21 protein-coding genes and 1 pseudogene are annotated in these 23,985 nt (G+C 30.2%); 16 read left to right on the plus strand and 6 right to left on the minus strand.

Features of this window, described 5'->3' with window-relative positions; translation table 11 throughout:
* Positions 1-160: 160 nt before the first annotated feature.
* The 11 genes and pseudogenes from PBN93_RS16310 to PBN93_RS13190 form a co-directional block, all read left to right on the plus strand.
* Positions 161-335, plus strand: a pseudogene (locus PBN93_RS16310) (DapH/DapD/GlmU-related protein); the annotation flags it as partial.
* Between the two features lie 108 nt (positions 336-443).
* Positions 444-1,610 carry a glycosyltransferase family A protein gene (locus PBN93_RS13145; protein ID WP_077402279.1) on the plus strand — a complete coding sequence of 389 codons (1,167 nt, stop codon included), beginning with the start codon at positions 444-446 and terminating at the stop codon, positions 1,608-1,610.
* 121 nt (positions 1,611-1,731) lie between these two features.
* A complete protein-coding gene (locus PBN93_RS13150) occupies positions 1,732-2,604 on the plus strand; it encodes a glycosyltransferase family 2 protein (RefSeq protein ID WP_077402281.1) in 873 nt (290 codons plus the stop codon).
* 50 nt (positions 2,605-2,654) lie between these two features.
* Positions 2,655-3,776: a non-hydrolyzing UDP-N-acetylglucosamine 2-epimerase gene (gene wecB, locus PBN93_RS13155; protein WP_077402284.1), complete on the plus strand. Its 1,122-nt coding sequence runs from the start codon at positions 2,655-2,657 to the stop codon at positions 3,774-3,776.
* Positions 3,776-4,987, plus strand: coding sequence for a UDP-N-acetyl-D-mannosamine dehydrogenase (gene wecC, locus PBN93_RS13160; protein WP_077402287.1), 1,212 nt, complete (start codon positions 3,776-3,778; stop codon positions 4,985-4,987). The genes wecB (PBN93_RS13155) and wecC overlap by 1 nt, the downstream gene beginning before the upstream one ends.
* 4 nt (positions 4,988-4,991) lie before the next feature.
* A complete protein-coding gene (locus tag PBN93_RS13165) occupies positions 4,992-6,062 on the plus strand; it encodes a glycosyltransferase family protein (protein ID WP_077402290.1) in 1,071 nt (356 codons plus the stop codon).
* Positions 6,063-6,084: 22 nt separating this feature from the next.
* Complete coding sequence (locus PBN93_RS13170; protein ID WP_077402293.1) at positions 6,085-7,089, plus strand: polysaccharide biosynthesis protein; 1,005 nt, start codon at positions 6,085-6,087, stop codon at positions 7,087-7,089.
* A complete protein-coding gene (locus PBN93_RS13175) occupies positions 7,090-7,530 on the plus strand; it encodes a cupin domain-containing protein (RefSeq protein ID WP_077402296.1) in 441 nt (146 codons plus the stop codon). It begins immediately after the preceding gene.
* A gap of 17 nt (positions 7,531-7,547) precedes the next feature.
* On the plus strand, positions 7,548-8,684 hold the full coding sequence (locus tag PBN93_RS13180) for a polysaccharide biosynthesis C-terminal domain-containing protein (protein ID WP_271080848.1): 1,137 nt from the start codon (positions 7,548-7,550) through the stop codon (positions 8,682-8,684).
* A 26-nt stretch (positions 8,685-8,710) separates the two neighbouring features.
* Positions 8,711-9,844, plus strand: coding sequence for a non-hydrolyzing UDP-N-acetylglucosamine 2-epimerase (gene wecB, locus PBN93_RS13185; RefSeq protein ID WP_271080849.1), 1,134 nt, complete (start codon positions 8,711-8,713; stop codon positions 9,842-9,844).
* A gap of 6 nt (positions 9,845-9,850) precedes the next feature.
* Positions 9,851-11,050 (plus strand): glycosyltransferase family 4 protein, encoded by a 1,200-nt coding sequence (locus PBN93_RS13190; protein WP_271080850.1) that lies wholly within the window; start codon positions 9,851-9,853, stop codon positions 11,048-11,050.
* 4 nt (positions 11,051-11,054) lie between these two features.
* Here PBN93_RS13190 and PBN93_RS13195 read toward each other — a convergent pair whose 3' ends face one another.
* The 3 genes from PBN93_RS13195 to PBN93_RS13205 are packed head-to-tail and all read right to left on the minus strand — an operon-like array spanning position 11,055 to position 14,685.
* The gene (locus tag PBN93_RS13195) at positions 11,055-12,332 is read right to left on the minus strand and encodes a nucleotide sugar dehydrogenase (protein ID WP_271080851.1); all 1,278 of its coding nucleotides are present in this window, start codon (positions 12,330-12,332) and stop codon (positions 11,055-11,057) included.
* 15 nt (positions 12,333-12,347) lie between these two features.
* Entirely contained in the window at positions 12,348-13,682 is a 1,335-nt protein-coding gene (locus PBN93_RS13200; RefSeq protein ID WP_271080852.1) for a UDP-glucose dehydrogenase family protein, read from the minus strand.
* 4 nt (positions 13,683-13,686) lie between these two features.
* Positions 13,687-14,685, minus strand: a complete 999-nt coding sequence (locus PBN93_RS13205; RefSeq protein WP_271080853.1) for an SDR family oxidoreductase — start codon at positions 14,683-14,685, stop codon at positions 13,687-13,689.
* A 339-nt stretch (positions 14,686-15,024) separates the two neighbouring features.
* On the opposite strand from PBN93_RS13205, the gene PBN93_RS13210 reads away from it, so the two are divergent.
* The 4 genes from PBN93_RS13210 to PBN93_RS13225 are packed head-to-tail and all read left to right on the plus strand — an operon-like array spanning position 15,025 to position 21,247.
* A complete protein-coding gene (locus tag PBN93_RS13210; RefSeq protein ID WP_271080854.1) occupies positions 15,025-16,152 on the plus strand; it encodes a DegT/DnrJ/EryC1/StrS family aminotransferase in 1,128 nt (375 codons plus the stop codon).
* The gene (locus PBN93_RS13215) at positions 16,149-18,080 is read left to right on the plus strand and encodes a polysaccharide biosynthesis protein (protein WP_077402319.1); all 1,932 of its coding nucleotides are present in this window, start codon (positions 16,149-16,151) and stop codon (positions 18,078-18,080) included. The genes PBN93_RS13210 and PBN93_RS13215 overlap by 4 nt, the downstream gene beginning before the upstream one ends.
* 8 nt (positions 18,081-18,088) lie before the next feature.
* On the plus strand, positions 18,089-18,862 hold the full coding sequence (locus PBN93_RS13220; RefSeq protein ID WP_077402322.1) for a polysaccharide biosynthesis/export family protein: 774 nt from the start codon (positions 18,089-18,091) through the stop codon (positions 18,860-18,862).
* Between the two features lie 15 nt (positions 18,863-18,877).
* Positions 18,878-21,247 carry a GumC family protein gene (locus PBN93_RS13225; protein WP_245799604.1) on the plus strand — a complete coding sequence of 790 codons (2,370 nt, stop codon included), beginning with the start codon at positions 18,878-18,880 and terminating at the stop codon, positions 21,245-21,247.
* Positions 21,248-21,299: 52 nt separating this feature from the next.
* Here PBN93_RS13225 and PBN93_RS13230 read toward each other — a convergent pair whose 3' ends face one another.
* Entirely contained in the window at positions 21,300-22,040 is a 741-nt protein-coding gene (locus tag PBN93_RS13230; protein WP_077402329.1) for a tyrosine-protein phosphatase, read from the minus strand.
* 29 nt (positions 22,041-22,069) lie between these two features.
* Positions 22,070-22,648 carry a PhnA domain-containing protein gene (locus PBN93_RS13235; RefSeq protein WP_077402332.1) on the minus strand — a complete coding sequence of 193 codons (579 nt, stop codon included), beginning with the start codon at positions 22,646-22,648 and terminating at the stop codon, positions 22,070-22,072.
* A 173-nt stretch (positions 22,649-22,821) separates the two neighbouring features.
* Between PBN93_RS13235 and PBN93_RS13240 the strand changes: the two genes are divergently transcribed.
* Positions 22,822-23,463, plus strand: a complete 642-nt coding sequence (locus tag PBN93_RS13240) for a protein-L-isoaspartate(D-aspartate) O-methyltransferase (RefSeq protein ID WP_077402335.1) — start codon at positions 22,822-22,824, stop codon at positions 23,461-23,463.
* Here PBN93_RS13240 and smpB read toward each other — a convergent pair.
* Positions 23,460-23,921, minus strand: coding sequence for an SsrA-binding protein SmpB (gene smpB / locus PBN93_RS13245; RefSeq protein WP_171974485.1), 462 nt, complete (start codon positions 23,919-23,921; stop codon positions 23,460-23,462). The two genes, PBN93_RS13240 and smpB, sit on opposite strands and share 4 nt — an antisense overlap.
* Between the last annotated feature and the right edge of the window lie 64 nt (positions 23,922-23,985).

A 23,985-nucleotide genomic window follows, 5' to 3' on the forward strand; every position in this document is an offset into this window, starting at 1 on the left:
GCCTAATGTTCAGTGCATTTTTGGTAGGCATCCGGTAGGTACTTTTGTGTCTACACATCCTTCTTTTTTTGCTTTACGTACTCCAGTTTCATTTACTTATGCAAAAGAACAATTGTTTAAAGAGTTTCCTGATCCAATTAGTGAAAACGAAAAATATACTATCAAAATAGGAAATGATGTTTGGATAGGGGCAAACGTTTCAATTTTAGATGGAGTAGAAATTGGTGACGGAGCTATAATTGCGGCAAATGCTTTAGTAAGTAAAAATGTACCGCCTTATACCATTGTTGGTGGAGTTCCATCCAAAATTATCAAGAAAAGATTTTTAGAGGAAGAAATTGATTTTTTACAAGAATTTAAATGGTGGAATAAACCCAAAGATTGGATTGTAAATAATGCAACTTTTTTTACTGATATAAGCGGTTTTATAAAAAACATTAAAAATGAGAAGTAAAAATACACCAATTGTTGTAGTAGCTTATAATAGGCCAAAATCGTTGCAAAGGTTGTTAACCTCATTAAGTAAAGCAGATTACCCAAATACTGATATAGACTTAATAATAAGTATTGATAACGGTAGTGATAATGATAGTGTTTTAAACGTAGCAAATAATTTTAATTGGGATTTTGGTAACAAAAAAGTAGAGTATCAACAAGTAAATCTCGGATTACGGAAGCATATAATTCAATGTGGAGATCTTAGTACAGTTTATGGATCTGTAATAGTTTTGGAAGATGATTTGCTTATTTCTCCTAATTTTTATAATTATACAGTAAGTGCTTTAGATTTTAGTAAAGATAAACAATATGTAGCAGGGATTTCATTGTATAACCATCAATTTAATGTGCATAAAGGAGAGCACTTTAATGCTATAGATGATGGTTATGATAATTGGTATTTTCAGTTTGCATCATCTTGGGGGCAAGCTTGGAGTGCTGACCACTGGAGAGATTTTAAAAATTGGTATAATAAAGGCCAAGATATTGCTAACAATACAAAAGTCCCAAAATATGTTAGATCATGGTCAGAGAAATCATGGTTAAAGTATAATATAGCTTATCTTGTAGAGAAAAATTTATTTTTTTTATATCCTAAAGTTTCTCTTTCAACTAATTTTAGTGACGCTGGTACACACGTTGGAATTGGTAGTAACTTATATCAAGTTTCTTTACAACTTGGTTTAAAAAAGAAATATTTTTTTTCAGAGTTAAAGGATTCAAAGTCTGTTTATGATGCTTTTTTTGAAAATAATTATTTAAAAAAATATTTTTATGACTATGATACAGATACAACGATAGATTTATATGGTTACAAAAATGTTTATTCTTCAAATTATTTATTAACAAACAAGATAATTAATTACAAGATTGAAAAATCATTTGGAAAATTCTTAAAGCCTTTGGATTCGAATATCATAAATGACATAAATGGGGATGATTTTTTTCTTTACAACCTAAGTGTATCTCAAAAAAATGATAAAGTTTTAAATTTTAAAAAAGAATTTTTGTACAATATTAAACGTCTTAATTATAATGATGCTGTTCATTATATTAAACTAGAAACTTTTAGAAAGTTTAGGGTACTTTTAAGAAGAATTTTAGGTAAGTAAAATCTGTAAGTACAGATAAACGCATAATTGCGTAACCTTATCCAATATTGTGCTTTTACATAAAGTAATATTGTAGTTTTATCTTATTAAATTTTAAATATAATATTATTTAAAAACTGTTATGCAAAAATTTGCTGTATTATTAACATGCTTTAATAGAAAAGAAAAATCTTTAGCAGCTTTAGAATCTCTTTTTAAAGCCAAACAAGAACTCAGTTTAGACATAGATATGTCTGTTTATTTAACAGATGATGGCTCTACCGATGGAACATCAGAAGCAATACAAAAATATTATCCAAAAGTAAATCTATTAAAAGGTAACGGTGAGTTGTTTTGGGCAGGAGGTATGAGAAATTCTTGGGCAGAAGCATTAAAAAATGATTATGATGCATATTTATTATTAAACGATGACACTAAACCTTACGTGAATTTTTTAGAGGAGCTATTTAAAACTCACAATTATTGTTTAACAAAGTATGGAAAAGGAGGAGTATATGTAGGTGCTACATTAGATGAAGAAACCAATGTAATGACATATGGAGGTAGTGTTTTTACCAACAAATTTAAAGGAAGGTACACAAAATTAATACCAAACGGAGAATATCCACAAGAGTGTGAGCTTGGGAATGCTAATATTATGCTTGCCAGTAAAAATGCAGTAGATAAAATAGGACAATTATCTAAAGGTTATGTTCATGGTCTGGCAGATTTTGACTATACATTAAAGGCAAAAAAAAATAATGTTCCTGTATTGTTAGCAGATAATTACTTAGGAACTTGTACTAATGACCATATTGATAAGTATGCTAAGTTCGTAAACCTATCTTTTAAAGAGAGATTAAAAATGTTGCATAATCCTATAGGTTTTGATTTTGAATCACATTTAGTATATATGAAAAATCACTTTTTATATAGGTTGCCATTGGTATATTTAATGGGATACTTTAAAGTTTTTTTTCCAAGTATTTACAAAAATAAAATATTAAGAAAATAGTTACTTTAAATCAATTAATGATATTGTTAAACATATAGACCATTATATAAATGAAGAAAAAAAACCTTATAATTTTTGGCACTAGACCAGAGGCAATAAAAATGGCTCCATTGGTTAAAGAGTTTCAAAAATCAGAATTATTTGAAACTAAAGTTTGTGTTACTGCCCAACACAGAGAAATGTTAGACCAAGTGTTAGACTTTTTTGAGATTACTCCAGACTATGATTTAAATTTAATGAAACCTGGGCAAAATTTATATGGTTTAACTGCAGCAATTATTACAGGTTTACAACCAGTTTTAGAATCTTACAAACCAGATTTTGTTTATGTTCATGGAGATACTACAACCACAATGGGTTCTAGTATTGCAGCTTTTTATTCTGGAGCAAAAGTATGTCATATAGAAGCAGGTTTACGCACTTTTAACAAATACGCTCCATTTCCTGAAGAAATTAATAGGACGGTAACTGGCCGAATTGCAGATTACCACTTTGCACCTACACAAACATCTTTTAATAATTTAGTTAGAGAAAATACAAATAAAGATGATATTTTAGTTACTGGGAATACAGTAATTGATGCTCTTTTAGAAAGCGTATCTAAAGTAGATACTATTGTAGATGATGAGATTGAAAACTTAAAAGAATCTATAGATTTTACCAAAGAAATAATTTTAGTTACTGGGCATAGAAGAGAAAATCATGGACAAGGCTTTATTAATATTTGTGAAGCATTAAAAGAGATAGCCTCAAAAAATGATGATGTACAAATAATTTATCCAGTTCATCTAAATCCTAAAGTACAGGAACCAGTTAAAAGAATATTAAGTGGTTTAAACAACGTACATTTAATTAACCCGCTTGCATATCCAGCATTTGTATGGTTAATGAATAAATCTAAATTAATAATTACAGATAGTGGAGGAGTACAAGAAGAGGCTCCAAGTTTAGGGAAACCAGTATTAGTAATGAGAGACACTACAGAAAGACCCGAAGCAGTAGATGCGGGAACTGTAATTTTAGTAGGAACAAATAAAGAAAAGATTGTACTAGAAGCTCAAAATTTATTAGAAGATAACTCCAAGTATAAAGAAATGAGTAAACTTCACAATCCGTATGGCGATGGTGAAGCTTGTAAAAGAATTGTAGAATTTATAGGAAATTTAAAGTAATGCAGAATCCAGAAGTAGTAATGATTGGCCTTGGATACATAGGTCTTCCAACAGCAGCCTTAATAGCACAAGGTGGTGCACATGTTCACGGAGTGGACATTAATCAATCTGTGGTTGATACTATTAATAGAGGTGAAATTCATATAGTTGAACCTGACTTAGGAGAAGCAGTAAAGCAAGCTGTAACTAAAGGTTTCTTAAAGGCAGATACAAAACCAGTTAAAGCAAATACATATATTATAGTAGTACCTACACCTTTTAAAGATAAAAATGAACCCGACATTTCATTTGTACAAGCAGCTACATCTGCTATTTTAAATTTGCTAAAAGAAGACGATTTATATATTATAGAGTCAACATCTCCTGTAGGTACAACAGAAAAAATGATGAACTTTATATATGAAAATAGACCAGAATTAAAAGATAAGTTAAATATTGCTTATTGCCCAGAAAGGGTTTTACCTGGTAATGTTATGCATGAACTAGTATATAATGACAGAGTAATTGGTGGTATAGATGAAAAATCTACACAAATGGCACTAGATTTTTATTCTAAATATGTTAAAGGAGAGTTGCACAAAACAAATGCTCGTACAGCAGAGATGTGCAAGTTGGTTGAAAATTCATCAAGAGATGTACAAATTGCTTTCGCTAATGAATTGTCATTAATTTGTGACAAAGCAGATATAAACGTATGGGAATTAATTAATTTAGCAAACAAACACCCAAGAGTAAATATCTTGCAGCCAGGATGTGGTGTAGGGGGGCATTGTATTGCTGTAGATCCTTATTTTATAGTCTCAGATTACCCAATGGAATCTAAAATTATAGGAACGGCTAGAGAGGTAAATAACTACAAATCATTTTGGTGTGCAGAAAAGGTTCAAAATACTAAGCTTAAGTTTGAGTTGGATTTTGGTAGAAAACCGAAAATAGCATTGATGGGACTTGCTTTCAAACCAAATATTGATGATTTAAGAGAGTCTCCTGCAAAATATATAGCACAGCGTGTGTTGCAAAATGCAAACAATGAAGAATATTACATAGTAGAGCCAAATATAAAAGAGCATAATGTTTTTAAATTAACTGATTATGCACAAGCTTTTGATAAAGCAGACATTGTGGTTTATTTAGTAAATCATAAAGAATTTTCAACATTACCTAATGATGGAGAAAAAGTTATCCTTGATTTTGCTGGAGTAAATAAGTAATGGCATGTCTGAGAAGAAAAACGAAATAATAGTTTTAGCTCAATCTTTGGAACAGCCTAGAGTTGTGAAAAGAATAACTGAATTATCTAACTTGTATAAAAAGGTTATTGTATTTGGTTTTAATAGAAATATTCATAAAGTAAATAATTTCTCAGCTCTAGAAAATTTTTCAAATGTAGAAATAAATATTGTGGGTAATTTGTCTAATTCACAATACTTAAATAGGTTAAAAAGCTATTTTTCTTTAGTTTTTAAAATTTATAAAAACTTTGGGTTAAAGAAAAAAAATATATATGTTTTTGGGCTTGATTTAAGAATGTTAACAGGTCTAATATTGAATAAATCTATAACATATGAGATTAGTGATATTGTATGGCTATATTCAAAAGGAGTAAAAAAAATAATTTTAAGGAATACGGATTATTTTTTAACCAAGTTTAGTAATCAAGTTGCATTTACCTCCTACGGATTTTATAAAAATTATTACAAACCTTATATAAGTGAAAATAAAATTAGTATTAAGGAGAATAAATTTAAATCATATGGAAAAGTAAAACCGATTCAAGAAATTAAAAGGGATAAAATTAGAGTGGCTTATATTGGTGCTTTCAGATACTCGGGGATAATAAAAAATCTGATCTCTACTTTGAGTAATAATGAAATGTTTCGTTTAGATTTTTATGGTGATTGCCATAATAAAGAGATAATTGAAATGATGAAAAAAGCACAAAATTCAACTAACAATATTTTTTTTCACGGTCCATTTAAAAATCCAGATGATTTAGAGGAAATATATGAGAATAGCAATGTCAATTTTGTCGCTTATGACAATACCTTAGATAATGAAAAGGTTGCTATGCCTAATAAATATTATGAGTCTGGTTTTTTTAATATACCAATTATATGCTCTGATAATACTTATCTTTCAGATAGAGTTTTAGAGCATAATATGGGGTGGTCTATTGGTATTTCCGAAGATGAAATGAACGTTTTTTTTAATAATTTAACGTTAAGTAAAATAGAAGATAAGCATAATAATATAAAGAAGTTGGACAAATTGTTGTTTGAAGCTTAAAATAATAAATAATAACACTAACATGTTTAAAGGTAAAACATTATTAATTACAGGAGGTACAGGATCTTTTGGAAACGCGGTATTAAACCGTTTTTTAGAAACAGATATTAAAGAAATTCGCATTTTTTCTAGAGATGAAAAAAAGCAGGATGATATGCGTAATACACTAAAAAACGAAAAAGTTAAATTTTACATTGGAGATGTAAGAGATTTTGATAGTATTAACAGAGCTATGAAAGGTGTAGACTATGTGTTTCATGCAGCAGCTTTAAAACAAGTACCATCATGTGAGTTTTTTCCTTTAGAGGCAACTAAAACTAATGTTTTTGGTACGCAAAATGCTATAGATGCTGCTGTTGCTAATAATGTAAAACGTATTATTTGTTTAAGTACAGACAAAGCCGCTTATCCAATTAACGCTATGGGTATTAGCAAAGCGTTAATGGAAAAAGTTGCTGTTGCAGCGTCTAGAAACATTCCAGATAACAATACTATTGTTTGTTTAACTAGGTATGGTAACGTTATGGCGTCTAGAGGTTCTGTTATACCTTTATTTGTTAATCAAATAAAAGAAAAACAGCCACTTACGGTAACAGATCCTAATATGACACGTTTTTTAATGTCTTTAGAAGATGCTGTAGATCTTGTGATTTTTGCTTTTACCAATGGTAATCAAGGAGATTTATTTGTGAACAAAGCACCAGCAAGTACTATAGGTGACTTGGCCAATGCAATGAAGGATATTTACAATGTAGATAATGAGGTTAAGGTAATTGGTACCAGACACGGTGAAAAGTTATACGAGACTCTTTGTACGCGTGAAGAAATGCAAAAGGCAGAGGATATGGGTGAGTTTTATAGAATTCCGGCAGATAATAGAGACTTAAACTATAGTCGTTATTTCTCGGAAGGAGAAACAGATATTAGTACTATAGAGGATTATCATTCGCATAATACAACAAGACTAACCAATGAAGAGCTTAAAAATACCTTGTTAAATTTAGATTATATTAAGGAAAATCTATAAATGATTTCACATAATATTATAGCTGGTAATTCTCATATAGATGAACGAGGTAAATTAAACTTCTTTAATCAGTTTAATTTAAAAGAAATTGTAAGGATGTATGAAATATCTCCTTCTTCTACAACAAACATTAGAGGGTGGCAAGGGCATGCTAAAGAACATAAATGGTTTTATTGTTCAGCAGGCTCTTTCACGGTTTATTTGGTTCCGTTGACTTATTTTAATACAGTTAATGCAGAAAATAAAAGTGAAGATCATATTTCAGAAGTCAATTTGTCAGCTAATTCACCTTCAATATTACATATAACAGGTGGTTATGCAACAGCTTTTAAGGCGAAAGAAGAAAATGCTACATTATTAGTTTTCTCTAACTTTTCTGTAGAAGAATCCGTTGCAGATGATTTTAGATTTAAACTAGAAGAATGGCCTATTAACCAATAATTATAAGAAACACTACCATGAAAAAAATTGGAATTACGGGTCAAGCCGGTTTTGTTGGAAATCACTTATACAACACTTTATCTTTAGATGAAAGTGTAACATTAGTACCTTTTGAAAGGGCTTTTTTCTCCGATCAAAAAAAATTAGAAAACTTTGTAGCATCTTGTGACGTGATAGTACATTTAGCAGCTATGAACAGACATGATGATGCAAATGTAATTTATAACACAAACACAGCTTTAGTAGATACCCTTTTACAAGCTTGTAAAGTTAAAAATGTAACGCCACACATTCTTTTTTCGTCATCATCACAAGAAACAAAGGATAATCTTTACGGAAAATCTAAAAAAGAAGGAAAGGAAAAGTTTATACAATGGGCAAAAAGTACTGGAGGTAAATTTACATCATTAACAATACCAAACGTTTTTGGACCCTTTGGCAAACCAAACTACAATTCTTTTGTGGCTACTTTTTGCCATAAAATTGCTAGAGGTGAGGAACCTACAATTATTAATGATAGTGACGTAAACTTAATATATATTAATGAGCTTGTTGACGTTATTACAGATGCAATATCTAGTAAGGCAGAAAACACCATTAATATTGGTAAAAATGTTTCAGAAGTAGCTATTGCTGCTCCACACACTAAAAAAGTTTCGGAAATACTAAATTTACTAAAACAATATAAAAGAGATTATATTGAAAATGGTGTTTTCCCTAGTCTTGAAGAAACATTTGAAAAAGCATTGTTTAATACATTTAGGTGTTACGTTCCTATAGACCATTACCCTGTTAAGTATACAAAACATACAGACCCTAGAGGTAGTTTTGTAGAAATTGCTAGAACACAAACTAGTGGGCAATTTTCATTTTCTACAACGGTTCCGGGTATTACCAGAGGAAATCACTTTCATACCAGAAAAGCAGAGCGTTTTGCAGTAATTAGTGGTAAGGCATTAATACAATTACGTAAAATTGGTACTGATGAAGTTATAGATTATTACCTAGATGGTAACGAACCAGCTTATGTAGATATGCCAATTTGGTATACACACAATATAAAAAATATAGGAGAAGAAGAGTTAATTACATTATTTTGGATAAATGAACCTTATAATCCTGACGATGCAGACACATATTTTGTAAACGTTTAATAGTATCTAATTTAAATTTATAAATTTTGAAAAAGCTAAAAGTACTTACAGTAGTAGGAACAAGACCAGAAATAATAAGATTAGCATGTGTTTTAAATGCATTAGATGCTAACCAAGCTATAGATCATACTCTTGTACATACAGGACAAAATTATGATTATGAATTAAATGAAATATTTTTTGATGATTTGGGAATAAGAAAACCAGATCATTTTTTAAATGCCGCAGGTAAAAACGCTACCGAAACAGTTGGAAATATTTTAATTAAAATAGATCCAGTTTTAGAAGAAGTTAAGCCAGATGCATTTTTAGTTTTAGGGGATACCAACTCTTGTTTATGTGCTATACCTGCTAAAAAACGTAAAATACCTGTTTTTCATATGGAGGCAGGTAACAGGTGTTTTGACCAACGTGTACCAGAAGAAACAAACCGTAAAATTGTGGACCACGTAGCAGACGTAAACTTAACATATAGTGATATTGCTAGAGAATACTTGCTAAGAGAAGGTTTACCAGCAGACCGAATAATTAAGACAGGTAGCCCAATGTTTGAAGTTTTAGATCAGTTTAGATCTAAAATTGAAGCCTCTAACGTTTTAGAAAAATTAAACCTAGAAAAGCAGAAGTATTTTGTAGTTTCATCTCATAGAGAAGAAAATATAAGTAACCCTATAAATTTTGAGGGTTTAATTACTTCTTTAAATCAGATAGCAGAAAAATACAATTATCCAATTATTGTATCTACACATCCTAGAACAAGGAATATGTTAGATGCTAAAAAAATGGAAACGCATAAAAATATTCAATTTTTAAAACCTTTAGGTTTTTCAGATTATAACGCTTTACAATACAATTCTTTTGCTGTATTGTCTGATAGTGGAACTATATCTGAAGAGTCATCTATCTTAAACTTTAATGCATTAAATATTAGAGAAGCTCATGAAAGACCAGAGGCAATGGAAGAAGCTTCTGTAATGATGGTAGGTTTAAACCCAGAGCGTATTTTACAAGGTTTAGAAGCTTTAGAAGTGCAAAAAAGAAATCCTGAACGTAACTTTAGGCAAGTGGCAGACTATTCTATGCCTAACGTTAGTGACAAGGTTGTTCGCATAATTATTTCTTACGTAGATTATATTAACAGAGTAGTTTGGTCTAAATAAGTAGAAATGAAAAAGATTATCTTTCTTGCGCTTGGTTTTCCCAACGCATCTAAATCTACCAATATCTATACAGACCTTATTAGTGAATTTTGTACAAAAGGTCATGATGTTTTGGTTTTAGCCCCAGCAGCCAGTAAAGACGATGTAGGTTTTAGGCAAGAAGCTGGTGTTAAGGTTTTAAGAGTGAAAACGTTACCCCTTTTTAATGTAGGAGCTATTAAAAAAGGTATTGCAAATTTATTGTTAGCAAGACAGTATAAAAAGGCTCTAATAAATAATAATATCAAGTTAGATTTTGATCTAATTTTAATGCCAACTCCGCCAATTACGTTAACCCCTGTAGCGTCATGGTTAAAGAAAAAAACAGGAGGTAAATTATACTTAATTTTAAGAGATATTTTTCCTCAGAATGCTGTTGATTTAAATATGATGAAAGACAAAGGTCTATTTCATAATTATTTTAGAAAAAAAGAAGAGGCGCTTTATGTTGTGTCAGACAGTATTGGGTGTATGTCACCAGCTAATGTAAACTATGTTAAGGAACATAATCCTACTATGGATTTCTCAAAACTACATTTACTGCCAAACTGGGAAAATCTTCCAGTTTATAAGGAAGAAATTAAGTTAGATTCTTTAGTTAGTAAATATGGTTTAAAAGATAAGTTTATTTTAATTTTTGGTGGAAATATAGGTAAGCCACAAAAGTTAGAAAACATTATAAATTTAGCTAAAAACTGTCTTGATTATCCTGATATTGTATTTTTTATCATTGGTACAGGCACTGAAAAGGAAAAAATATTTAATATGGCTAAGGATTTAAAATTACCAAATGTAATTTTAGAAAATAAATTACCTAAGGCAGATTATAATAATTTGTTACGTATTGCTGATGTTGGATTAATATCTTTGAGCGAAGATTTTACAATTCCAAATTTTCCATCAAAAGTATTATCTTATTATGGAAATAAAATTCCAGTTTTAGCCTCTGTAGATTTGCAAACAGATTTTGGTACCATTTTAGAAGAAATTAACTCTGGAGTTTGGGCAGAAGCTGGAAAGACGGATGAGTTAAAAGATAAGCTTTTATTACTATATAAGAATTCTGATTTAAGAAAAGAAATGGGAGAAAATGGATATGATTATATGAAGCAAAATTTATTACCGGATAATGCTTATAAAACTATAATAGAAAAGACTATGAGTTAATTACTCATAGTCTTTTATTTGCTTTAGATTTTAGTACTCCTTTTACGTCGTAAATAATACCATTTTTATTTTTTAGTTTATCTAAATCAATAGTTAAAAAGTCTTTATGTGCAACGGTGAGTACTATTGCATCATAAGTTTTATTAGGTAATTTTTTACTTGTTTCTAAATTATATTCTTTATAAACTTCTTCGGGAGAAGCCCAAGGGTCATAAATATCTAAGTTTGCACTATAAGTTTTTAAGTTTCTTATAACATCTACAACTTTAGTATTACGTACATCCGGACAATTTTCTTTAAAAGTTATACCAAGTATTAAAATGTTGGCGCCTTTTATTTTAATATCGTTCTGGATCATTAATTTAACAATCTCAGAAGCAATATAATTTCCCATACCATCATTTAAACGCCTCCCAGATAATATAATTTCTGGATGATATCCAAATTCTTGTGCTTTTTGAGCTAAATAATAGGGATCTACGCCAATGCAATGCCCACCAACCAAACCAGGTTTAAAAGGTAAAAAATTCCATTTTGTGCCAGCAGCTTCTAATACATTATGTGTATCTATACCCATGAGGTTAAAAATCTTAGCTAACTCATTCACAAATGCTATGTTAATATCTCTTTGTGAGTTTTCAATAACTTTTGCAGCCTCAGCCACTTTTATTGTTGGGGCTAAATGAGTACCGGCAGTAATAACAGATTTATACAGTTTGTCAACTTCTATGCCTATTTCTGGAGTACTTCCAGAGGTAACTTTTAATATTTTATCTACGGTGTGTTCTTTATCTCCAGGATTAATACGTTCAGGAGAATATCCTACAAAAAAATCAATATTAAATTTTAAACCACTGTATTTTTCCAAAATAGGAACACACTCTTCTTCTGTTACTCCAGGGTAAACAGTAGATTCGTAAATTACAATATCACCTTTCTTTAATACTTTTCCTACTGTTTCACTAGATTTGTATAAAGGTGTTAAAATTGGTCTATTATTTTTGTCTACAGGTGTAGGTACTGTTACAATATAATGAGTACAATCCTTTATATGTTCTGGATTATTACTACAAAATAAACCAGTATTAGATAAATTAGGAGTGTTAGATATAACTTTTTTCAGAGCGTTGTTGTCAACTTCTAAAGTACTGTCTATACCAGTTTGTAATTCTAAAACTCTTTCCTTATTGATATCAAAACCAATAACGGGGTACTTAACAGCAAATAAACGAGCTAAAGGTAACCCAACATAGCCTAGACCTATAATTGCAATTTTTGGCATAAATATATTTAGTAATTAAATTGTTTTTTTTCCTATTTGGTAATATTCAAACCCTCTATTTTTCATTAACTCATCATTGTATTGATTTCTACCATCAAAAATTACAGGTTCCTTTAATTGTAATTTTAACTCTTCAAAATCTGGAGATCTAAATTCTTTCCATTCAGTTAATAGAATCATAGCGTCAGAATTTTTTAAAGTCTCATATTTAGAACTAAAGTATTCTATATTTTCTACATCCTTTAAATAAAAATGTTTTGCTTCATCCATTGCTTTTGGATCGTATGCATGAACTTTAGCACCCATTTCTGTAAGTTTTTTTATAATGTATATTGAAGGAGCTTCACGCATATCATCTGTACCAGGTTTAAAAGATAAACCCCATACAGCAAATATTTTGCCTTTTAAATTAGAGCCGTATTTATTTATGATTTTATCGGCAATAACTAATTTTTGTTTGTCATTAACATATTCTACGGCTTCAATTAACTTAGGGTTATAGCCATGTTCTATGGCAGTTTTTTGCAAAGCCTTTACATCTTTTGGAAAGCATGAGCCTCCATAACCACTTCCTGGATAAATAAAGCTGTAGCCAATTCTGCTGTCAGAACCTATTCCTATTCTAACTTTATTAACATCAGCACCTATAATCTCACATATATTTGCAACTTCGTTCATAAAAGAAATTTTAGTTGCAAGCATTGCGTTAGCAACATATTTAGTCATTTCTGCAGATCTTACGTCCATAGCTATAAGCCTATCTGTGGTAACTCTAAAGAATGGCTTGTATAACTGACGCATTTTTTCTGTTGCTTCTTCTGAATTAGAGCCAATAACAACTCTGTCTGGCTTCATAAAATCACTTATGGCATCTCCTTCTTTTAAAAATTCGGGGTTAGAAACTACATCAAAATCTATTTTTACATTTCTATTGTCTAGTTCTTTTTGTATTGTAGCTTTTACTTTGTCTGCTGTACCGACAGGAACAGTAGATTTGTCAACAACAATTAAAGAATTTGTCATATGTTCACCAATTTCCTTAGCTACTTGTAATACGTATTTTAAATCTGCAGAACCATCTTGCCCCATTGGTGTACCTACGGCTATAAAAGCAATGTCGCATTTTTGTAAACTTTCTTTTAAATCTGTGCTAAAGTGTAAAGTTTTATTTTTAATATTTTGTTTAACTATTGACTCTAAGCCAGGTTCATATATTGGTATTATACCATTTTTTAAACCCTCAATTTTTTTTGAGTCTATATCTATGCAGGTTACGTTATTGCCCATTTCAGCAAAACAAGTTCCACTAACTAATCCAACGTATCCAGTTCCTATAATTGTTAAATTCATTTTTCTATTTTAAATTTTTCCAGTACCAAGTTACAGCTTCTTTTAGCCCTTTTTTTATGTCAAATTGCGGATTGTAACTTAAATATTTTTCTGCTTTTTTTATTGAAGCTAAGGAATGTGGAACATCACCTTGTCTAGTGGAGCCATAATTAACTTCTATATTTTTTATTTTAGGGTCAAATTCACTTAAATAATCTCTTAATATATTTACTAACTCATTTAAATTCGTTCGTTCACCATAAGCCACATTATAAATTGTATTAAGGGCTTCTTTGTTATTTATTGTTAGTGCTCTTATGTTCATTTCTATTACGTTATCTATATACGTAAAATCTCTGGAAAAAGATCCATCACCATTAATTGTTGGTGATTCATGGGCCATAAATTGCATTACAAACTTTGGAATTACAGCGGCGTAAGCCCCTTTTGGGTCTTGCTTTCTTCCAAAAACATTAAAATACCTTAAACCTATGGTTTCTAAGCCGTACGTTTTAGAAAATACATCTGCATACAACTCATTTACGTATTTAGTAATAGCATAAGGGGAAAGAGGTTTACCTATATTTTCTTCAATTTTTGGAAGTTCAATAGAGTCTCCATAGGTTGAAGAACTGGCAGCAAAAACAAACCTTTTTACTTTTGCATCACGAGCAGCAACTAACATATTTAAAAATCCTGATACGTTAACAGAGTTACTGGTGATTGGGTCGTTAATAGACCTTGGTACGGATCCAAGGGCGGCCTGGTGTAGTATGTAATCTACATTTTTACATGCAAGTTTACAGTCATCTATATTACGGATATCACCTGTAATTAATTTAAAATTAACATGGTCTAACAAAGGTGAAATATTTTCTTTCTTTCCAGTAGCAAAATTATCTAAGCAAGTTACTTTATTTCCATTTATTAATAATGATTCACATAAATTTGAGCCAATAAAACCAGCGCCTCCAGTGACTAAAATATGTAAGTTAGAATCTAAATTTAATGATTTTATATTCATTTGTTTTTTAGTGAGAAAATTAATTATTAGAGTTTACGAAGAAACTATTTTTTTATGTAAAAAATTATATTTTCCGATGAATAGTTAATTAATACTGTTGTCTTAGGTACTTTTACAAATATTTAAAAAAATGATAAGCTCTTTAATTTTAAACTACATATTTTGGTAAATATTAGTGTTTAACTATACCTTTTTATAAATGCAATAGATAGTATTTAATCGATTTAAATACATGTTTACCGAATTAATGGTATAGTTGTATGATGTTGAGTGAAATTGCAATAAATTTGATTAAAATGTTTTGTTTTTAAATTACACAATTACTAGTAAATAAACACTATGCCAGAACTAAGTAAAATATGGTTGTCTTCTCCCCATATGGGAGGTGATGAACAAAAATTTGTAAAAGAAGCTTTTGATACCAATTGGATAGCTCCTCTTGGGCCTAATGTTACTTTTTTTGAAAAAGCCATTTCTGATTATGTAAATGATAATGTATATGTGGCAGCACTTAGTTCGGGAACGGGAGCTATACATTTAGCATTAGAAATCCTTGGGGTTTCTAATGGTGATGATGTAATATGTCAAACGTTTACATTTTCTGGATCTGCTAACCCAATTAAGTATTTGGGGGCTAATCCTGTATTTGTGGACAGTGAAAAAGAAACTTGGAATATTTCACCTGAGCTTTTAGAAAAAGCCATTAAAGATGGAATTGAAAATGGAAAAAAACCAAAAGCAATAATAGCTGTACATTTATATGGAATGCCATATAAAGTGAATAAAATAAAAGAGGTAGCAGATAAGTATAACGTTCCTGTAATTGAAGATAGTGCAGAAGCATTGGGAAGTTCTGTTAATAATTTAAAATGTGGAAGTTTTGGTACAATTGGAATTTTTTCTTTCAACGGAAATAAAATTATAACAACCTCTGGAGGAGGAGCATTAATTGCCCACGATGAGGAAATAAAAAATAAGGCAGTTTTTTTGGCTACACAAGCCAGGGAAGAAGCACCACATTACCAACATAATGTAGTTGGATATAATTACAGGATGAGTAATGTGTTGGCAGGTATTGGTCGTGGACAAATGTTGGTTCTAGACGATAGAGTATCCGCTAGAAGATCCAATTATCAGTTTTATTATGATAATTTACATTCAATAAAGGAAATAGAATTTTTAAATGAACCTGAAGGTTATTACTCTAACAGATGGTTAAGTTGTATTCTAACTCCATCTTTTGAAATTAGAGAAAAAATTAGATTAGCTTTATTGGAAGAAAATATAGAGTCTCGTCCGTTGTGGAAACCTATGCATTTACAGCCAGTTTTTAAGGATTGCAAAAGTTATATGGACGGAACTTCTGAAAATCTTTTTGAAAGAGGTTTATGCCTACCTAGCGGTTCTAACTTAGAACAAAAAGATTTAATAAGAGTAGTAAATAAAATTAAGTCTCAGTTTTTATGATTAAGAATTACTTAAATAACAATGTTACTAGATATGCCTCTAAGTGGCTTGTGCTAGCAATTGATATTGTAATTATGGTAGTTGCATTTATACTATCATATTTAATACGATACAATTTAACTTTAGAGTTTGATGTAGCTCAGTTACCTTTTCAAATTCCCATTGTTGCTGTTGTTGCGGCATTAGCCTTTTTAATAACAGGTTCTTATAAGGGAGTGGTTAGGCATACCGGTGTTAAAGATGTATATAATATTTTTAATGCAATTTGTTTATCCAGTATTTTAATGATTTTACTGGTTTTAGCTAACAAAAAGTTAGATTTATTTAGTTGGACTACTATACCTTTACAAATTATTATAGTGCATAGTTTAATTGCTTTTTTAGCATTGTCTGCATCTAGGTACTTATTTAAGTCATTGTATAATAGTATTGTTAACAAAAGTTTGCATAACACAAAAAGAGTTTTGATATATGGAGCTGGCGAATCAGGTATTATTACGCACAGCGCTATTACCAACCACTCAAAATCTAATGTTAAAGTTGTTGGTTATGTAGATAATAACAGTAAAAAGGTTGGTAAAAGTATTAACGGAGTTAATGTTTATGCTAAAGATGATTTAAACGAAGAATTTTTAGTAAATAATGGTATTTCTGAAGTTATTTTTTCAATTCAGAATATTAATCCAACCGCACTTAGAGAGCTTGTAGAAAGTATGGTTGACTTTCCTGTAAAAGTTAAAATTGTACCACCTGTAGAAGATTGGATAAATGGAGAGCTAAAGTTTTCACAAATAAAACAGGTTCAAATTGAAGATTTATTAGATAGAGCTCCGATAAATATTGAAAACTCTAAAATATCTGGTGAGTTAAAAGATAAAGTAGTAATTGTAACTGGTGGAGCAGGCTCTATAGGTAGTGAATTAGTTAGACAAATATGCAAGTACAATTATAAATCTTTAATTGTTATAGATCAGGCTGAGTCTGCTTTATATGATTTGCAGCAAGAATTGAAACAAAATGGGTATCATAATTTTTTTCCAATTGTTGGTGACATCAGAGATAAAAACAGATTAAATTATCTTTTTAACGAATATAAACCAAATATTGTTTTTCATGCAGCAGCTTATAAACATGTTCCTCTAATGGAATACAATTCCTACGAAGCAATAAAAATTAATGTTGCTGGAACTAAAGTTTTAGCAGATTTATCTGTGCAACATAATGTAGATAAATTTGTTTTTGTTTCTACAGATAAGGCTGTAAACCCTACAAATGTTATGGGAGGTACAAAACGTATTGCAGAAATGTATATTAGTTGTATGCAGCAAGAAAATAAAACTAAATTTATAACTACAAGGTTTGGTAATGTTTTGGGGTCTAATGGTTCTGTAATTCCATTATTTAAAAAACAAATAGATAAGGGAGGACCTTTAACGGTAACTCATAAGGATGTTACCCGTTTTTTTATGACAATACCAGAAGCTTCTCAGTTGGTTTTAGAGGCAGGAGCAATGGGAGAAGGAGGTGAGATTTTTATATTTGATATGGGGAAATCTGTTAAAATATTTGATTTGGCAAAAAATATGATTAAACTTTGTGGATTAAAATATCCAGAAGAAATGGATATTAAAATTACAGGTTTAAGACCAGGTGAAAAATTATACGAGGAACTTTTAGCCAACGGAGAAAATACAATGCCTACATACCATAAAAAAATTATGATTAGTAAGGTGAGAGAGTTAGATTATGTAAAAACTCGTTCATTAATTGATGAGTTATGTGTAAATAATATGTTTTTTAAATCTAACACCATAAGTTTAATGAAAGATATTGTTCCTGAATTTATTTCAAGTAATTCTGATCTCTGTAAGGTAGACATTGAGAAACAAAAAAAAGAAGAAAAAAATATACTAACTAACATTAACTAAAATCAATTATGAAAATCTCTAGGTTTATTTCTATGAAAATTGTGGCACTATCTATTGTTATTTTAACAATGTCTTGTGCATCAAAAAAAGATATCGTTTATTTTCAGGATGCTTTAAATTACGAAACAATAGTAAATGAGGACGTATTTGTAACTAAATTTAAGGTAGATGATTTAATAAGTATTTTTGTTTCAGGAAAAACGCCAGAGGCTGGAAGACCTTTTAATTTATATCGTGGTGCTCAAGAAGGGGGAATAACGGCAGAGCAGGTAGATTATCTAGTTGATTTAGAGGGGATGATTGATTTTCCGATTCTTGGAAGAATAAAAGTTGCAGGTTTGTCTCCTAATGAATTACGTAATGATTTAAGAGAAAAATTAGAAGTATACATTAAAGATCCAATTATTAATATTAGACTAAAAAACTTTGAAGTAACAATTAACGGAGAGGTTAGCAGGCCTGGCACATATAAAGTTAATGGTGAACGTATTAATATTATGGAAGCTCTTGGTTTGGCAGGAGATTTAAAAATAAAAGGTAGAAGAGATAATGTTTTAGTTATGCGCGATTTTAATGGAGTTCGTAATTATATTAGAATAGATTTAACTTCAAAAAATGCAGTTAATTCTCCTGCTTACTATTTAACCCAAAATGATGTTGTTTATGTAGAACCTAATAAGTCAGCCATTAATTCATCTAATCAAGATAGTAGAGCAGGAATTATTGTTTCAATAGCGTCAGTCCTAATAACATCAACGGTTTTATTAATAACTCGTAATTAAAATTATTACAGTTTAATGCAGAATAACTTAAAAATGAATACGGATAATAAATTAGATCTTAAGTTAGTTATTAATTCGTATCTTAAACACTGGAAATGGTTTGCTTTAGCTATTATAATAGCTGCAGTTTTAGCTTTTTTTAAAATTAGATACTCTATACCAGAATACAATGCTACAGCAAAAATTAAAATAGTAGAGGATAATACGCAATCATCTGAATTGAGTGCCTTTCAGGATTTAGATATTTTGTCTGGAGGTAAAAATAATGTAGAAGACGAAATTGAGTCTATTGTTTCTAGATCAAACTTTATGCAAGTTGTAAAAAGGTTAGGATTAAATATTAAAATAGAGACCATAGGCAACGTAATAGATACAGAAGTATATCAATCACCTTATCCTTTTTCATTAGAATTTAAAAGTTTAGACTCGGTTCTTTATAAGCAAAAAGGTAGTTTTCTAATAAAAATTGTTTCTGAAACTAAAATTGGATTTACTGAATCTGAAGATGAACCATCAAAAACATATGAGTTTAACTCTACAATAAATACAGAGATTGGTGATGTAGTTATTTCTTCAAAAAAAGATATTGTTAATAATTATATTGGTTCAAGATATAGAGTTACGGTATTACCAATAGAAGATGTTGCAGGAATCTATAAAAAGAAAGTTAACATAAATCAGATAGGAAAGAAATCTAGTATACTTAATTTAAGTATTAATAGTACTAATCCTAAAAAAGGTAGAGATATTTTGAATACGTTAATAATGACGTATAATGATAATGCAATTGCTAATCAAAAGTACTTAGCCGATAAAACTTCAGAATTTATCAATAATAGAATTTCTAAAATATATTCTAGTTTAACAGAGATTGATTCCACTGCCGAAAACTTTATGGAGGGTAGAGGAATAACGGATATTGCTTCACAGTCAAATTTAAATATGAATATTAGTGCGCAAAGTGAGCAAGAACTCCAAGCAACAACGGTTCAGTTAAATATTGCTGAATCGATGGTAAATTCTATTTCTAATGAATCAGGTTATGGTTTAATTGTTTCAAATTTAGATAATAATGCCGTGCAAGGTACTGTTGGTAGTTATAATCAATTAGCTATGCAACGTAAAAGGCTGTTGGAAAGTACTGGGGAATCCCATCCAGATGTTATTCAGCTTACACAGCAAATGAATAGCATGAAGAGTAATATAGTCTCTAATTTAAAAAGTGTAGTAAGTAATTACAGTGTAAGAGCTAATAATTTAAGCAAGCAACTAGCTAAATCCAATTCTCGACTGTATTCTACAGCAGGAAACTCTAGAGCTCTAAATGAAATTTCAAGGGATCAAGACAATATGGCTGCGTTGTATCAATATTTGATTCGTAAAAGAGAAGAAGCTCAAATAAAAGCAGCTTCTACCAGTCCTAAATGTGAAATTATTGATGCCGCATACAACCCTACAAAATTTCCGGTTTCACCTAAAAAACCAGTAATATTATTGGCATTTTTAATTATGGGTATGCTCATTCCATTTTCTATAATTTATGCAAATGATTTATTGGATAACAAAATTCATAACAAATTAGATTTAGAAAAGTTAGTAGGTTCTACCCCTGTTTTGGCAGAAATACCAAGTATGGGTAAAAATGCTTCGTTAGTTAATAAAAATGATAGATCTGTTTTGGCAGAATCCTTTAGGATTTTGCGAACGAATATAGATTATCTTATTCAATCTAAAAATAATGGAAGAAAGAACAACATTATTTATGTCACCTCTAGTGTATCTGGAGAGGGAAAAACATTTTTAGCATCTAACTTGGCACTTATATTTGCTAATACAGAAAAAAAGGTATTATTAGTTGGTGCAGATATTAGAAACCCTAAATTGTATACATTTTTTGATGCTTCAGAAGAAAAAGGGAATAAGCGTACTAAAAATACTGGTTTAACTGAGTATTTAACTTCAGATATTAAAATAAAGGATATTGTAAAGCCAACGGTGTATGGTGAAACAGGATTAGATATTATTTACTCAGGTAAAATTCCGCCTAACCCTGCAGAATTACTAATGAGTGATAAAATGAGAATACTATTAGAAGAAGTTTCCGAAACGTATGATTACGTAATTGTGGATACTGCTCCTATGGTAGTTGTTACAGATACATTATTAATAAGTAAGTATTCAGATCAGTTATTGTACGTTACCAGAGCTGGTTCTACAGAAAATAAGGTTATTCAGCACCCTATTCACTTAAAAGAAGAAGGTAAAATTAATAATCTAAGCTTTATAGTTAATGATGTTCCAGAAGCAGATTTAGGCTATGGAGGTAAGTATGGTTATGGTTATGGAGTAAATAAAAAACGTTGGTGGCATTTGTTTAAAAAATAATGCTAGCAAGAATATTAAAATAAAAAGTCCCAGTTTTTCACTGGGACTTTTTTTATTCAAAATTATAGTGGGTGTTTTCTATTACAGGTTTAAGTAATTCTATTGTTTTACGTTGTAACTTTATTTCTTTTAGCACCTTTAACTGTCTGGTGTTATGAACATCTGAACCTATAAAATGATACATTTTTTTCTCTAACAATTTTAAAGCAGCTTTATGAACATCAGGACCGTAATAATTACACAATGACAATAAATTAAGCTGAAAAAATGTACCTAGTTCTTTGTAGTAGGTATATTTTTTAAAGTTATTGTGTACAAATGCATAGCGTTCTGGGTGGGCTAAAATAGGGGATAGTGGGAGTTTATTTAACTTCTGAACAGCTTGTTTTAAATTAATTGACTCTTGTAAAAAAGACATTTCAATTAATATGTAATCATTATTTAAGGGCATATATTCTTTTGTGTCTATTAGCTCTTCAAAATAAGGATCTACCATATGCTCCGCAGCAATATCTATTGTAAAGTCGTTTATGTTTTTAGTTTTTAGTTCTTTATGTAATGAAGCTAAAGAGGTTGTTATACTTTTATTGGTGTTAGGATAATAACCACTCATAATATGCGGAGTGCATATAAACTTAGTTACACCAAAATCTTTAAAACCACTTAAAATTTCTAATGATTCTTCTGGTGTTTTTGCACCATCATCAATGCCAGGTAATATATGATTGTGTATATCTGTATACCCTTCTAGATAATCAACTAAAAAATATTTTTTACTAAAAAAATGAAACATAGTAATTTTACTTTTTTGTATTGCTAAAATTATATTTTTTTAACGTATTTGGTAATAATTACAATTTGTTGGCCGTCTACTTTGCCCTCTATATATTCTGCATTTTCATGATCTAAAGATACTCTACGTACAGCCGTTCCTCTTTTTGCCACCATACTGGACCCTTTTACCGGTAAATCTTTAATAAGTACTACACTATCACCAGCATTAATAATAACACCATTACTATCTCTGTGTACAATTTTATCTTCTGGGTCTTCACCTTCTCCGGTAGCTTTAGCCCATTCTAAATTATCATCATCTAAGTACATCATATCTAGTAGGTCTTGTGGCCATCCTTCATTACGGAGTCTACTTAGCATACGCCATGCAATAATTTGTACAGGTATTTGTTCGCTCCACATACTGTCATTTAAACACCTCCAGTGATTTGGATCAGTTTGTTCTGGGTCTTCTATCTGAGTAATACAGGTGCTACAAGCAAATATAGTGTCTTGTAAATCGTTATTTTTTGAAGGTAAAACTTGGTAAGGGTTTAAATTTTCAGGGTTGGAGCAAAGTTCACATTTATTTTGGCTTCTTTTGTTTAATTCTCTTTCAATGCTCATAAGGTATTTTATTATTAATTATTGCCAAAAATACATATAATGTTTGTTCTAAGCTTACTAAGTTTATAAGTTTAATTTAGACTTATTTTTATTTTATATCTACGGCTTATTTTTGCCTTAAAATCTTGTTTTTATTCTTAAATTTGTAATCTAAACCAAACCCATATTTACTTTTGAAAGACACCTTAAAACATCGTGGTAAGCGTAATCTTTTGGCTAACATTTTAATAGAAAAAGGTATTGAAGATACCAAAGTTATTGAAGCTATTAAAAAGGTTCCAAGACACTTGTTTTTGGATAGTAGTTTTGAAGACCATGCATACCAAGATAAAGCTTTTCCTATAGGTGCAGAACAAACTATTTCTCAGCCCTACACAGTTGCTTTTCAATCGCAATTATTAGAGGTAAAGCCTAACGATGTTATTTTAGAGATAGGTACTGGGAGCGGATACCAAACTGCAGTTTTATTGCAATTAGGAGCTAGAGTTTATACAATTGAAAGACAATCTCAGTTATTTAAAAAAAATAAGTTGTTTTTTCCTAAAATGGGTATTAGGCCTAAAAAGGCAATATTAGGAGATGGGTACAAAGGATATCCAGAAGAAGCTCCTTTTGACGGTATTATAGTAACGGCCGGTGCACCAATAGTTCCTAAGCCATTATTAGCACAACTTAAAATAGGAGGTAGGTTAGTGATACCTGTTGGGGTAGAAGACCAAATAATGACCTTGTTTGTACGTAAATCTGAGCTAGAGTTTGAGAAACAAGAATTTGGATCTTTTAAATTTGTACCGCTTTTAGAAAATAAAAACTAGTTATTAAAACTCTTTTTAATTCTGTCTAAGTCTCTTTTGTTATCTCTGTCTTTAATAGAGTCTCTTTTATCGTGCAGTTTTTTACCTTTGGCTAATGCAATATTAATTTTAGCCAAACCTCTATCATTTAAAAATAAATTTAATGGCACAATAGTTAAACCTGTATTTTTAACTTCTTTTTCTAGCTTTTTAAGTTCTCCTCTGTTAAGCAATAATTTACGAGATGCTTTTGGTTGGTGGTTATAGTGAGAACCGTGTGAGTACTCATCAACCTGCATATTAATTATAAAAAGTTCGCCTCTGTCATTAAATTCACAAAAACTTTCTGTAATAGCAGCTTTACCTTCTCTAATAGATTTTATTTCTGTACCAGACAAAACTAAGCCAGCTGTATAAGTGTCTAATAGCTCATACTCAAACCTAGCTCTTTTATTTTTAATATTGATTTTTTTCTGCATCATAGACTGCAAAAATAGAATATTTTAAACCAACTTTGTAAATAATTTATAAGCATTACAACTA

Source organism: Cellulophaga omnivescoria (genome assembly GCF_027915275.1).
GTDB lineage: Bacteria > Bacteroidota > Bacteroidia > Flavobacteriales > Flavobacteriaceae > Cellulophaga > Cellulophaga omnivescoria.

Excerpts from the sequence above, each read along its gene's own strand:
- PBN93_RS13145 (WP_077402279.1), top strand. The coding sequence starts at position 444 with ATGAGAAGTAAAAATACACCAATTGTTGTAGTAGCTTATAATAGGCCA.
- PBN93_RS13150 (WP_077402281.1), top strand. The coding sequence starts at position 1,732 with ATGCAAAAATTTGCTGTATTATTAACATGCTTTAATAGAAAAGAAAAA.
- wecB (WP_077402284.1), top strand. The coding sequence starts at position 2,655 with ATGAAGAAAAAAAACCTTATAATTTTTGGCACTAGACCAGAGGCAATA.
- wecC (WP_077402287.1), top strand. The coding sequence starts at position 3,776 with ATGCAGAATCCAGAAGTAGTAATGATTGGCCTTGGATACATAGGTCTT.
- PBN93_RS13165 (WP_077402290.1), top strand. The coding sequence starts at position 4,992 with ATGTCTGAGAAGAAAAACGAAATAATAGTTTTAGCTCAATCTTTGGAA.
- PBN93_RS13170 (WP_077402293.1), top strand. The coding sequence starts at position 6,085 with ATGTTTAAAGGTAAAACATTATTAATTACAGGAGGTACAGGATCTTTT.
- PBN93_RS13175 (WP_077402296.1), top strand. The coding sequence starts at position 7,090 with ATGATTTCACATAATATTATAGCTGGTAATTCTCATATAGATGAACGA.
- PBN93_RS13180 (WP_271080848.1), top strand. The coding sequence starts at position 7,548 with ATGAAAAAAATTGGAATTACGGGTCAAGCCGGTTTTGTTGGAAATCAC.
- PBN93_RS13190 (WP_271080850.1), top strand. The coding sequence starts at position 9,851 with ATGAAAAAGATTATCTTTCTTGCGCTTGGTTTTCCCAACGCATCTAAA.
- PBN93_RS13195 (WP_271080851.1), bottom strand. The coding sequence starts at position 12,332 with ATGCCAAAAATTGCAATTATAGGTCTAGGCTATGTTGGGTTACCTTTA.
- PBN93_RS13200 (WP_271080852.1), bottom strand. The coding sequence starts at position 13,682 with ATGAATTTAACAATTATAGGAACTGGATACGTTGGATTAGTTAGTGGA.
- PBN93_RS13205 (WP_271080853.1), bottom strand. The coding sequence starts at position 14,685 with ATGAATATAAAATCATTAAATTTAGATTCTAACTTACATATTTTAGTC.
- PBN93_RS13210 (WP_271080854.1), top strand. The coding sequence starts at position 15,025 with ATGCCAGAACTAAGTAAAATATGGTTGTCTTCTCCCCATATGGGAGGT.
- PBN93_RS13215 (WP_077402319.1), top strand. The coding sequence starts at position 16,149 with ATGATTAAGAATTACTTAAATAACAATGTTACTAGATATGCCTCTAAG.
- PBN93_RS13220 (WP_077402322.1), top strand. The coding sequence starts at position 18,089 with ATGAAAATCTCTAGGTTTATTTCTATGAAAATTGTGGCACTATCTATT.
- PBN93_RS13225 (WP_245799604.1), top strand. The coding sequence starts at position 18,878 with ATGCAGAATAACTTAAAAATGAATACGGATAATAAATTAGATCTTAAG.
- PBN93_RS13230 (WP_077402329.1), bottom strand. The coding sequence starts at position 22,040 with ATGTTTCATTTTTTTAGTAAAAAATATTTTTTAGTTGATTATCTAGAA.
- PBN93_RS13235 (WP_077402332.1), bottom strand. The coding sequence starts at position 22,648 with ATGAGCATTGAAAGAGAATTAAACAAAAGAAGCCAAAATAAATGTGAA.
- smpB (WP_171974485.1), bottom strand. The coding sequence starts at position 23,921 with ATGCAGAAAAAAATCAATATTAAAAATAAAAGAGCTAGGTTTGAGTAT.